This is a genomic window from uncultured Escherichia sp. (genome assembly GCF_948475835.1).
Taxonomy (GTDB): Bacteria; Pseudomonadota; Gammaproteobacteria; order Enterobacterales; family Enterobacteriaceae; genus ECMA0423.
This window is the reverse complement of record NZ_CAOLGM010000129.1, coordinates 1-12,401: the sequence shown is the minus strand read 5'-3', so window position 1 is coordinate 12,401 and position 12,401 is coordinate 1. Positions and strand designations below refer to the sequence as shown.

Annotated in this window: 11 protein-coding genes and 1 pseudogene; 10 read left to right on the top strand and 2 right to left on the bottom strand. The window is 51.2% G+C overall.

The features are described 5' to 3' along the window. Nucleotides 1–101 precede the first annotated feature (101 nt). Nucleotides 102–1,316 carry a BenE family transporter YdcO gene (gene ydcO, locus QZF50_RS19640; protein WP_071779600.1) on the bottom strand — a complete coding sequence of 405 codons (1,215 nt, stop codon included), beginning with the start codon at nt 1,314–1,316 and terminating at the stop codon, nt 102–104. Between the two features lie 52 nt (nt 1,317–1,368). On the opposite strand from ydcO, the gene sutR reads away from it, so the two are divergent. Beyond that, entirely contained in the window at nt 1,369–1,905 is a 537-nt protein-coding gene (gene sutR, locus QZF50_RS19635) for a DNA-binding transcriptional regulator SutR (protein ID WP_000429155.1), read from the top strand. Between the two features lie 72 nt (nt 1,906–1,977). Next, on the top strand, nt 1,978–3,939 hold the full coding sequence (gene rlhA / locus QZF50_RS19630) for a 23S rRNA 5-hydroxycytidine C2501 synthase (RefSeq protein WP_001301045.1): 1,962 nt from the start codon (nt 1,978–1,980) through the stop codon (nt 3,937–3,939). A gap of 91 nt (nt 3,940–4,030) precedes the next feature. On the opposite strand, the gene QZF50_RS19625 is transcribed toward rlhA, so the two are convergent. After that, the gene (locus QZF50_RS19625; RefSeq protein WP_000494244.1) at nt 4,031–4,261 is read right to left on the bottom strand and encodes a YncJ family protein; all 231 of its coding nucleotides are present in this window, start codon (nt 4,259–4,261) and stop codon (nt 4,031–4,033) included. A 221-nt stretch (nt 4,262–4,482) separates the two neighbouring features. Between QZF50_RS19625 and QZF50_RS19620 the strand changes: the two are divergent. The 8 genes and pseudogenes from QZF50_RS19620 to patD all read left to right on the top strand — a co-directional run bounded on the left by QZF50_RS19620 (nt 4,483) and on the right by patD (nt 12,177). Then, nucleotides 4,483–4,637, top strand: a pseudogene (locus QZF50_RS19620) (mRNA interferase). Between the two features lie 45 nt (nt 4,638–4,682). After that, nucleotides 4,683–5,099 carry a type II toxin-antitoxin system antitoxin HicB gene (hicB, locus tag QZF50_RS19615; RefSeq protein ID WP_001270286.1) on the top strand — a complete coding sequence of 139 codons (417 nt, stop codon included), beginning with the start codon at nt 4,683–4,685 and terminating at the stop codon, nt 5,097–5,099. A 78-nt stretch (nt 5,100–5,177) separates the two neighbouring features. Next, nucleotides 5,178–6,584, top strand: a complete 1,407-nt coding sequence (locus QZF50_RS19610; protein WP_061892306.1) for a PLP-dependent aminotransferase family protein — start codon at nt 5,178–5,180, stop codon at nt 6,582–6,584. A gap of 244 nt (nt 6,585–6,828) precedes the next feature. Further along, entirely contained in the window at nt 6,829–7,974 is a 1,146-nt protein-coding gene (gene ydcS, locus QZF50_RS19605) for a putative ABC transporter substrate-binding protein YdcS (RefSeq protein WP_000047456.1), read from the top strand. A 17-nt stretch (nt 7,975–7,991) separates the two neighbouring features. Further along, nucleotides 7,992–9,005 carry an ABC transporter ATP-binding protein gene (locus QZF50_RS19600; RefSeq protein ID WP_000220411.1) on the top strand — a complete coding sequence of 338 codons (1,014 nt, stop codon included), beginning with the start codon at nt 7,992–7,994 and terminating at the stop codon, nt 9,003–9,005. Then, nucleotides 9,006–9,947, top strand: coding sequence for an ABC transporter permease (locus tag QZF50_RS19595; protein ID WP_001251315.1), 942 nt, complete (start codon nt 9,006–9,008; stop codon nt 9,945–9,947). Continuing rightward, the gene (locus QZF50_RS19590) at nt 9,937–10,731 is read left to right on the top strand and encodes an ABC transporter permease (protein WP_000555481.1); all 795 of its coding nucleotides are present in this window, start codon (nt 9,937–9,939) and stop codon (nt 10,729–10,731) included. Before QZF50_RS19595 ends, QZF50_RS19590 begins: the two co-directional genes overlap by 11 nt. Before the next feature lie 21 nt (nt 10,732–10,752). Continuing rightward, complete coding sequence (gene patD / locus QZF50_RS19585) at nt 10,753–12,177, top strand: aminobutyraldehyde dehydrogenase (RefSeq protein ID WP_001163892.1); 1,425 nt, start codon at nt 10,753–10,755, stop codon at nt 12,175–12,177. Nucleotides 12,178–12,401 lie beyond the last annotated feature (224 nt).

Here is a 12,401-nt window from a genome sequence, read left to right as displayed (position 1 = left end):
TGGTGCAGTCAGGCCGCCCGTTGAAGCAGGAACCCACCGAAATGATTCAGGCGACAGCCTGAACGTAGCAGGGATCCACGTCCTTCAGGGCGTGGAGGATGTCAATATCGGTTTCTGTCAGCGATTAAATTCAACACCACGTAACAAACGCCTCCGGCAATTAATCCCCAGAACGCAGAACCAATCCCGACCAGCGTCAATCCACTTGCCGTTACCAGAAATGCCACCACCGCCGCGTCTCGCTCACGCTCATTATGCAGCGCCTGATACAAACTGCCGCTAATGGTACTTAACAGCGCCAGACCTGCCAGCATCTGGATCCAACTTACGGGCAGGGCAGCCATCATCCCGGTAATAGCACTACCAAACAGACCTGCGATCAAATAAAAAATGCCTGCAACGGCAGCTGCCAGCCAACGTTGATCTTTATCCGGATGCGCTTCCGGGCTTTGGCAAATAGCCGCGGTGATTGCCGCAATACCGACGGAATAAACGCCGAAAGGGGAAAAAACCAGTGCCAGCAATCCAGTAAATACAATTAATGGCGAAACAGGAGCCGAATACCCGGCTGCTTTCATTGCTGCGATACCCGGTGCGTTTTGCGATGCCATCGTCACCAGAAAAAGGGGGAGTGCAACGCTCAGGCTGTGAGCAAACGAAAAATCAGGGGTAATATAAGTGGGGAGAACGGGTTTAAAGACAACATCAGTTGTGACAACGTCACCTTGCGCGATAACGATCACGATCCCAATAATCATCGCGGCAATTACCGCATAGCGCGGCGCAACGGCCTTGGTTGCCAGCCATACCAGCAACATACTTCCACACAACGTAAATTGACCGTCCAGACTGGCAAACGCCTGTAAACCAAAGCGTAATAAAATCCCGGCAAGCATTGCCGCCGCAAGCGAGTGCGGAATAATGCGCATCAGACGAGCAAAGAGTCCCGTTATGCCGCAGAGGACTATTAACGCGTTGGTGACAATAAAAACGCCGATGGCTTCGTTAAGTGTTAGTCCCTGCAATCCGGTGACCAACAAAGCCGCGCAAGGCGTTGACCATGCGGTGAGAACAGGTACGCGATACCATAATGTCAGAGTCAGCGTACTGACGCCCATTGCCAGCCCCAGCGCCGTCATCCAGCCAGAGATTTGTGCAGTGGTGGCTCCGGCGACAATCGCTGCTTGCCAGATTATTGCCGCTGAACTGGCGTAGCCAATTAATACCGCCAGAAACCCCGCCAGTAGCGTGGGTGGAGGAATAGAAAACAGACGCATAGTCACCTCGTGCGTTATAGCGTACAGGCACCGTAGCATTTGTCCGTTATAACGCACAAGTGATAAACTTCCGTTTTGCCGGAGGAGTCGCATGGAAAATCTCGCTCGCTTTTTATCCACCACACTTAAACAACTACGCCAGCAGCGCGGCTGGAGTCTTTCGCGACTGGCAGAAGCGACGGGCGTTTCTAAAGCAATGTTAGGGCAGATTGAGCGTAATGAGTCCAGTCCGACGGTCGCGACATTATGGAAAATTGCCACCGGGTTGAACGTACCATTTTCAACATTTATTTCTCCGCCGCAGTCCGCTACGCCTTCAGTTTATGATCCACAACAGCAGGCGATGGTGATCACTTCGCTGTTTCCTTATGATCCACAACTCTGCTTCGAACACTTCTCGATTCAGATGGCATCTGGTGCAATAAGCGAATCGACGCCCCATGAGAAGGGGGTAATCGAACATGTCGTCGTCATTGATGGACAACTTGATCTGTGCGTTGATGGGGAATGGCAGACCCTTAATTGTGGGGAAGGCGTTCGATTTGCTGCAGACGTCACGCATATCTATCGTAATGGTGGGGAGCAAACCGTACATTTTCATTCCCTCATCCATTACCCGCGCAGTTAAGCGGGAAAACTATTTCGCAACGTCGCGCTTGTGGCTAAAATAGCCGCCATTTTTCAGCTACTGGATAAGAATGTGACCGTATCTTCTCATCGACTTGAACTGTTAAGCCCGGCACGCGATGCCGCCATTGCCCGCGAAGCTATTTTGCACGGTGCCGATGCTGTTTATATCGGCGGCCCTGGTTTTGGTGCCCGTCATAATGCCAGTAATAGCCTGAAAGATATTGCCGAGCTGGTGCCGTTTGCCCATCGTTATGGTGCAAAAATTTTCGTCACGCTTAACACCATTTTGCATGATGATGAGCTGGAACCCGCGCAACGGCTGATTACTGACCTCTACCAGACCGGTGTCGATGCGCTGATTGTTCAGGATATGGGGATTCTGGAACTTGATATTCCGCCGATTGAACTGCACGCCAGTACGCAGTGCGACATTCGTACAGTTGAAAAAGCGAAGTTCCTCTCTGATGTTGGCTTCACGCAGATTGTGCTGGCGCGAGAGCTGAATCTTGATCAGATCCGCGCGATTCACCAGGCTACGGACGCGACCATTGAATTCTTTATTCATGGGGCACTGTGCGTGGCCTATTCGGGTCAGTGCTACATTTCTCATGCGCAAACAGGGCGTAGCGCCAACCGTGGCGATTGCTCGCAGGCGTGCCGTTTGCCATACACATTGAAAGACGATCAGGGGCGGGTGGTTTCCTATGAAAAACATCTGCTGTCGATGAAAGATAACGATCAGACTGCCAACCTCGGCGCGCTGATTGATGCTGGTGTACGCTCCTTCAAGATTGAAGGGCGTTACAAAGATATGAGCTACGTGAAGAATATCACCGCCCATTATCGCCAGATGCTTGATGCCATTATTGAAGAACGTGGCGATCTGGCGCGCGCTTCATCAGGTCGTACTGAACATTTCTTTGTTCCATCGACGGAAAAGACTTTCCACCGTGGTAGCACAGATTATTTTGTGAATGCCCGTAAAGGCGATATTGGCGCGTTCGATTCGCCGAAATTTATCGGCCTGCCGGTAGGCGAAGTATTGAAAGTGGCGAAAGATCATCTCGATGTTGCCGTTACCGAGCCACTGGCAAATGGCGATGGCCTGAACGTGTTGATTAAACGTGAAGTCGTCGGTTTTCGTGCCAATACGGTCGAGAAAACCGGAGAAAATCAGTACCGCGTCTGGCCCAATGAAATGCCAGCAGATTTGCACAAAATTCGTCCACATCACCCACTAAACCGTAATCTTGATCATAACTGGCAGCAGGCACTGACAAAAACCTCCAGCGAACGTCGGGTGGCGGTAGACATTGAACTGGGCGGCTGGCAGGAACAACTGATTCTGACCCTCACCAGTGAAGAGGGTGTCAGCATCACGCATACGCTGGACGGGCAGTTCGACGAAGCCAATAACGCCGAAAAAGCAATGAACAATCTGAAGGATGGTCTGGCAAAACTGGGGCAAACCCTCTATTACGCCCGCGATGTGCAAATTAATTTGCCGGGGGCGCTGTTTGTACCAAACAGTCTGTTAAACCAGTTCCGCCGTGAAGCTGCTGACATGCTGGATGCTGCGCGTCTTGCCAGTTACCAGCGCGGCAGCCGTAAACCGGTTGCTGATCCTGCGCCGGTTTATCCGCAAACGCATCTGAGTTTCCTCGCGAACGTATACAACCAGAAAGCGCGTGAATTTTATCATCGCTATGGTGTGCAGCTGATTGACGCGGCGTATGAAGCACATGAAGAGAAGGGCGAAGTCCCGGTGATGATCACCAAGCATTGTCTGCGCTTTGCCTTTAATCTGTGCCCGAAACAGGCGAAAGGCAATATCAAAAGCTGGAAGGCGACGCCAATGCAACTGGTTAACGGCGATGAAGTATTAACGCTAAAGTTTGATTGCCGCCCATGCGAGATGCACGTCATTGGCAAAATCAAAAATCACATACTGAAAATGCCGTTACCGGGAAGCGTAGTGGCATCCGTAAGTCCGGATGAGCTGCTGAAAACATTGCCTAAGCGAAAAGGGTAAAACGCCAGTTTTCTGGTTACTCACAACTCATTGAATCTGCATGATATTGCCTGCCGGGTAAGGCGTCTCGCCGCATCCGGCAACAAATGACTCAACGTTGTCCCGCTTCTGGTTTGCGCGATTTTTGCCAGTAAAAATGCTCGCGCAAACCTTCCGCCGACTCTTCCGCCACAGCACGCAATTCATCGCTGTCCGCTTCATGACGCAGCTGATGATCCACATTCTTTACCCACACAAATTCATGTCCTTTGTGCCCTGCCATGAGTTGTCCTGAGAACAGCGCACACGTTAATAAGACAACCGATAACGCCTTCGTAAACATCCTGCCACCTTTTTCTTACCTTTTGCCGCTATGATGCCGATCGTTTCTTGAGGTTATTATTCAGTTTTGCAAATTAGCGCAAAGAAATTCTGGAATCTTCCTTCCTGATTTTGCATGGCATTCTGCCGTTGCGGCGATTTAGTGCTATTTTCGAGCAAATTACACACGGAGGTAAACACTAATGTTTACTTTGTTGATATACTCAGCGGCAGGGAGGCGATGTGAAACAAAGCGAGTTCAGACGTTGGCTCGAATCTCAGGGCGTCGATGTAGCGAATGGCCGCAACCATTTGAAACTCAGGTTTCATGGGAGGCGCAGTGTCATGCCGCGTCACTCCTGCGTAAAGCAATCCTGAAACAACTCGGTTTGAGTTAATCGCCAATTAAAAAGGTTAATGACATGCGAGAGACAGTCGAAATTATGCGTTATCCCGTCACTCTTACACCCGCGCCGGAAGGCGGTTATATGGTTTCTTTTGTGGATATCCCTGAAGCGTTGACGCAGGGCGAAACTGTCGCTGAAGCGATGGAAGCGGCAAAAGATGCTTTACTGACCGCATTTGATTTTTATTTTGAAGATAACGAGCTTATCCCGTTACCTTCGCCATTAAATAGTCATGATCACTTTATTGAAGTACCTTTGAGCGTCGCCTCTAAGGTATTGCTGTTAAATGCTTTTTTACAGTCAGAAATCACTCAGCAAGAGTTAGCCAGGCGAATTGGCAAACCTAAACAGGAGATTACTCGCCTATTTAACTTGCACCATGCGACAAAAATCGACGCCGTCCAGCTTGCGGCAAAGGCGCTTGGCAAAGAGTTATCGCTGGTGATGGTTTAATTACAGTTAACGAAAAGTTGTCATTTTTAACAACTGATATAGACTGCCGAATCATCTGCACATAATTACGATTCGATAATGAAAAAATACCAGCAGCTTGCAGAACAATTACGCGAGCAGATTGCGTCGGGTATCTGGCAACCCGGCGATCGTTTGCCTTCGTTGCGTGACCAGGTGGCGCTTTCAGGCATGAGCTTTATGACTGTCAGCCATGCCTATCAGTTGCTCGAAAGTCAGGGATGTATTATCGCACGACCGCAGTCGGGTTATTACGTTGCGCCACAGGCAATAAAAATGCCGAAAGCGCCAGTCATTCCAGTCACTCGAGATGAAGCAGTCGATATCAACACTTATATTTTTGATATGTTGCAGGCCAGTCGCGATCCGTCGGTCGTTCCGTTTGCCTCGGCCTTTCCCGACCCGCGACTTTTCCCCCTCCAACAACTAAACCGCTCGCTGGCGCAGGTAAGCAAAACCGCCACAGCGATGAGCGTGATTGAAAACTTACCGCCAGGAAACGCAGAACTGCGTCAGGCTATTGCTCGTCGCTATGCCTTACAGGGCATCACCATTTCTCCTGATGAAATTGTCATTACTGCCGGGGCGTTAGAGGCATTAAACCTCAGTTTGCAAGCGGTAACTGAACCGGGCGATTGGGTGATAGTAGAGAATCCTTGTTTCTACGGTGCGTTGCAGGCGCTGGAGCAGCTACGGCTGAAGGCGTTATCGGTGGCGACGGATGTTAAAGAAGGGATCGATCTTCAGGCGCTGGAACTGGCGTTGCAGGATTATCCGGTGAAAGCGTGCTGGCTGATGACTAATAGCCAGAACCCACTCGGATTTACCTTAACGCCGCAAAAAAAAGCACAACTGGTGGCGTTACTCAATCAGTACAACGTAACGCTGATTGAAGATGACGTTTACAGCGAACTTTATTTTGGACGGGAAAAACCGCTGCCTGCGAAAGCGTGGGATCGCCACGATGGCGTTTTGCATTGCTCTTCGTTTTCGAAATGTCTGGTGCCTGGTTTTCGTATTGGTTGGGTCGCCGCCGGAAAACATGCACGTAAAATTCAACGCTTGCAGTTGATGAGTACGCTTTCCACCAGCTCACCGATGCAACTTGCGCTGGTGGATTACCTTTCCACGCGCCGATACGACGCCCATCTTCGTCGCCTGCGTCGCCAGCTTGCGGAACGTAAACAACGTGCCTGGCAGGCACTGCTGCGTTATCTGCCTGCGGAAGTGAAAATTCATCATAGTGACAGTGGTTATTTTCTCTGGCTGGAGCTCCCCGAGCCGTTAGATGCCGGCGAATTAAGCCTGGCGGCACTGACGCATCATATCAGTATTGCGCCGGGTAAAATGTTTTCTACCGGTGAAAACTGGTCACGTTTTTTTCGTTTTAATACCGCGTGGCAGTGGGGAGAACGTGAAGAACAGGCGGTAAAACAATTAGGCAAACTTATTCAAGAACGGCTGTAATAGCGTTTAATTTAATTCCTCTTAGATTGGGTAATATGAATTTCGAATAGCAGTCATATTTCCTAACCCCTTGTCTATACTCCAGAAGATAACCTTACAGACGGCATAATGCGCGGTAGCTCACAACCTGATTAAATTTTCTCAGGGGCGAAGGTGTGCCTGCAAGCCGCCGTCTATGGTTAAACAAGGAGATATTTTTACGGCACGGCGGCTGAACAATTAATTACGACAGGAGTAAGACCTTATGAGCAAGACATTTGCCCGCAGCAGCCTGTGTGCGCTCACCATGACAATAATGACCGCTCACGCCGCCGAACCACCTACCAATTTAGATAAACCGGAAGGGCGACTGGATATTATCGCCTGGCCGGGATACATCGAACGCGGACAAACTGATAAACAATACGACTGGGTAACGCAATTTGAAAAAGAGACAGGCTGCGCGGTGAATGTGAAAACCGCCGCGACTTCCGATGAAATGGTCAGTCTGATGACCAAAGGGGGTTACGATCTGGTTACGGCATCCGGCGATGCCTCGCTGCGTTTGATTATGGGCAAACGCGTGCAGCCGATTAATACCGCCTTGATTCCCAACTGGAAAACGCTCGATCCGCGCGTGGTTAAAGGCGACTGGTTTAATGTTGGCGGCAAAGTTTACGGCACACCTTACCAATGGGGGCCGAACCTGCTGATGTACAACACTAAAACCTTCCCGACGCCGCCGGATAGCTGGCAAGTGGTTTTTGTTGAGCAAAATCTGCCGGACGGCAAGAGCAATAAAGGCCGCGTTCAGGCTTATGATGGCCCTATCTACATTGCGGACGCTGCGTTGTTCGTTAAAGCCACTCAGCCGCAGTTGGGCATCAGCGATCCGTATCAACTAACCGAAGAACAGTACCAGGCGGTGCTGAAAGTGCTGCGCGCTCAACACAGTTTGATCCATCGCTACTGGCATGACACTACCGTGCAAATGAGCGATTTCAAAAACGAGGGTGTGGTTGCTTCCAGTGCCTGGCCCTATCAGGCCAACGCCCTGAAAGCCGAAGGCCAGCCTGTTGCTACCGTTTTCCCGAAGGAGGGTGTTACCGGTTGGGCTGATACCACCATGCTGCATAGCGAAGCGAAACATCCGGTTTGCGCCTACAAATGGATGAACTGGTCATTAACGCCAAAAGTGCAGGGCGATGTGGCGGCCTGGTTTGGCTCGTTACCGGTAGTGCCGGAAGGGTGTAAAGCCAGTCCGTTATTAGGCGAAAAAGGTTGTGAAACCAACGGTTTTAACTATTTCGACAAAATCGCCTTCTGGAAAACGCCTATAGCAGAAGGGGGCAAGTTTGTTCCCTACAGTCGCTGGACGCAGGATTACATTGCCATTATGGGCGGTCGCTAACTTCGCTGGGGTGCTTTATGACGTACGCAGTGGAGTTTGACAACGTCTCGCGGTTGTACGGTGACGTGCGCGCAGTAGATGGCGTCAGTATTGCGATAAAAGATGGTGAGTTCTTCTCTATGCTGGGGCCGTCCGGCTCCGGCAAAACCACCTGCCTGCGCCTGATTGCTGGCTTCGAACAGCTTTCCGGCGGGGCTATCTCTATCTTTGGTAAACCCGCCAGCAATCTGCCACCGTGGGAGCGGGACGTGAATACTGTCTTTCAGGACTACGCGCTATTTCCGCATATGTCGATTCTTGACAATGTCGCCTATGGGCTGATGGTCAAAGGCGTGAATAAAAAGCAGCGGCACGCAATGGCGCAAGAGGCGCTGGAGAAAGTGGCGTTGGGGTTTGTACAGCAACGTAAACCGTCACAACTTTCTGGTGGTCAGCGCCAGCGGGTTGCTATCGCCAGAGCATTGGTGAATGAACCGCGCGTATTGCTGTTGGATGAACCGCTCGGCGCACTGGATCTCAAATTGCGTGAGCAGATGCAGCTGGAACTGAAAAAACTGCAACAGTCTCTCGGTATCACTTTTATCTTCGTTACCCACGATCAGGGCGAAGCGTTATCGATGTCCGATCGTGTGGCGGTTTTCAATAATGGACGCATTGAGCAGGTCGATTCCCCGCGCGATCTCTATATGCGCCCGCGCACGCCGTTTGTTGCCGGATTCGTCGGGACATCCAACGTTTTTGATGGACTGATGGCAGAGAAACTTTGTGGCATGACGGGAAGCTTCGCCCTGCGACCGGAACATATCCGCCTCAACACCCCTGGTGAACTGCAGGCCAATGGCACGATCCAGGCGGTGCAATATCAGGGCGCGGCAACTCGTTTTGAACTGAAATTGAACGGCGGTGAAAAACTGCTTGTGAGTCAGGCCAATATGACAGGCGAAGAACTGCCTGCCACGCTCACGCCCGGACAACAGGTGATGGTTTCCTGGTCGCGTGATGTGATGGTGCCGCTGGTTGAGGAGAGGTGAATGGCGATGAATGTATTGCAATCACCTTCACGTCCAGGTCTGGGTAAGGTGTCCGGTTTCTTCTGGCGTAATCCGGGGCTGGGGCTGTTTTTACTGCTGCTTGGCCCGCTAATGTGGTTTGGCATTGTCTATTTCGGCTCGCTGCTGACACTGTTATGGCAGGGATTTTATACTTTTGACGATTTCACCATGTCGGTAACGCCGGAACTGACGCTGGCGAATATCCGTGCGCTGTTTAATCCGGCGAATTACGACATCATTCTCCGCACGCTGACTATGGCTGTGGCAGTCACTATCGCCAGCGCCATTCTGGCTTTTCCAATGGCGTGGTATATGGCGCGCTATACCAGCGGGAAAATGAAAGCTTTTTTTTATATTGCGGTAATGTTGCCGATGTGGGCGAGCTACATTGTTAAAGCCTATGCCTGGACGTTATTGCTGGCAAAAGATGGCGTGGCTCAGTGGTTTTTACAACATCTTGGGCTGGAACCACTGCTGACTGCGTTCCTTACATTACCTGCGGTGGGCGGAAATACGCTGTCAACTTCCGGGCTGGGGCGCTTTCTGGTGTTTCTCTATATCTGGTTGCCGTTCATGATCCTGCCCGTTCAGGCGGCGCTTGAGCGTTTGCCGCCGTCATTGTTGCAGGCGTCGGCTGATCTCGGCGCACGTCCACGACAAACCTTTCGCTATGTGGTGCTGCCGCTGGCAATCCCGGGTATTGCCGCTGGCTCTATCTTTACCTTCTCACTCACACTGGGCGATTTTATCGTCCCGCAGCTGGTTGGTCCTCCAGGATATTTTATCGGCAATATGGTTTATTCCCAGCAGGGGGCGATTGGCAATATGCCGATGGCGGCGGCATTCACCCTGGTGCCGATTGTTCTCATCGCACTGTACCTGGCGTTCGTGAAACGTCTGGGAGCGTTCGATGCACTCTGAACGCGCACCGTTTTTCCTCAAACTGGCGGCCTGGGGCGGCGTTGTTTTCCTACATTTTCCCATCCTGATAATCGCCGCCTATGCGTTTAACACTGAAGATGCGGCGTTTAGTTTTCCACCGCAGGGCCTGACGCTGCGCTGGTTTAGCGTGGCAGCACGGCGTAGTGATATTCTTGATGCCGTGACACTGTCACTTAAAGTGGCGGCGCTGGCGACATTAATTGCGCTGGTGTTAGGGACGCTGGCAGCTGCCGCGCTGTGGCGACGAGACTTTTTCGGCAAAAACGCCATTTCGCTGTTACTGCTGCTGCCCATTGCGCTGCCGGGCATTGTCACTGGTCTGGCGCTATTAACCGCTTTTAAAACCATCAATCTGGAGCCGGGATTTTTCACCATCGTGGTCGGTCATGCGACTTTTTGCGTAGTGGTGGTGTTTAACAATGTCATCGCCCGTTTTCGCCGCACCTCGTGGAGTCTGGTTGAGGCGTCAATGGATCTTGGGGCCAATGGCTGGCAAACCTTCCGCTACGTAGTGTTGCCGAATCTCAGTTCGGCGCTACTGGCAGGAGGAATGCTGGCGTTTGCCTTGTCGTTCGATGAAATCATCGTTACGACTTTTACGGCAGGTCATGAACGAACGTTACCGTTGTGGTTGCTCAATCAGCTTGGGCGACCGCGTGATGTACCGGTAACTAACGTGGTGGCACTGCTGGTTATGTTGGTAACAACCTTGCCGATCCTGGGGGCCTGGTGGCTAACCCGCGAAGGCGACAATGGTCAATAACCACTGATACAGGAATATGCTATGCAACATAAGTTACTGATTAACGGAGAACTGGTTAGCGGCGAAGGGGAAAAACAGCCTGTCTATAATCCGGCAACGGGGGACGTTTTACTGGAGATTGCCGAGGCATCCGCAGAGCAGGTCGATGCTGCTGTGCGCGCGGCAGATGCAGCATTTGCCGAATGGGGGCAAACCACGCCGAAAGTGCGTGCGGAATGTCTGCTGAAACTGGCTGATGTTATCGAAGAAAATGGTCAGGTTTTTGCCGAACTGGAGTCCCGTAATTGTGGCAAACCGCTGCATAGTGCGTTCAATGATGAAATCCCGGCGATTGTCGATGTTTTTCGCTTTTTCGCGGGTGCGGCGCGCTGTCTGAATGGTCTGGCGGCAGGTGAATATCTTGAAGGTCATACTTCGATGATCCGTCGCGATCCGTTGGGGGTCGTGGCTTCTATCGCACCGTGGAATTATCCGCTGATGATGGCAGCGTGGAAACTGGCTCCGGCGCTGGCGGCAGGGAACTGCGTAGTGCTTAAACCATCAGAAATTACCCCGCTGACCGCGTTGAAGTTGGCAGAGCTGGCGAAAGATATCTTCCCGGCAGGCGTGATTAACGTACTGTTTGGCAGAGGCAAAACGGTGGGTGATCCGCTGACCGGTCATCCCAAAGTGCGGATGGTGTCGCTGACGGGCTCTATCGCCACCGGCGAGCACATCATCAGCCATACCGCGTCGTCCATTAAGCGTACTCATATGGAACTTGGTGGCAAAGCGCCAGTGATTGTTTTTGATGATGCGGATATTGAAGCAGTGGTCGAAGGTGTACGTACATTTGGCTATTACAATGCTGGACAGGATTGTACTGCGGCTTGTCGGATCTACGCGCAAAAAGGCATTTACGATACGCTGGTGGAAAAACTGGGTGCTGCGGTGGCAACGTTAAAATCTGGTGCGCCGGATGACGAGTCTACGGAGCTTGGACCTTTAAGCTCGCTGGCGCATCTCGAACGCGTCAGCAAGGCAGTAGAAGAGGCGAAAGCGACAGGGCACATCAAAGTGATCACTGGCGGTGAAAAGCGCAAGGGTAATGGCTATTACTATGCGCCGACGCTGCTGGCTGGCGCATTACAGGACGATGCCATCGTGCAAAAAGAGGTATTTGGTCCAGTAGTGAGTGTTACGCCCTTCGACAACGAAGAACAGGTGGTGAACTGGGCGAATGACAGCCAGTACGGACTTGCATCTTCGGTATGGACGAAAGATGTGGGCAGGGCGCATCGCGTCAGCGCACGGCTGCAATATGGTTGTACCTGGGTCAATACCCATTTCATGCTGGTAAGTGAAATGCCGCACGGTGGGCAGAAACTTTCTGGTTACGGCAAGGATATGTCACTTTATGGGCTGGAGGATTACACCGTCGTCCGCCACGTCATGGTTAAACATTAAGTTAGATGTTAGTGGCTGTTATAGGACGGCCACTATCGTTTTAGGTTCTGAGTTTAATGGCGGTTAAGTATTAGAATGATTACATTAATAACTAGCGTAAAAATTAGGCTAAATGTTTGATGGCGATTTTTCATCCTGTCACAGTTGATTAGCATAAGGCTTTAGAGTATCGTTATTAAACTAATAATTTATAAGTAGAAGTATTAACAATGAAAGTTCAATTG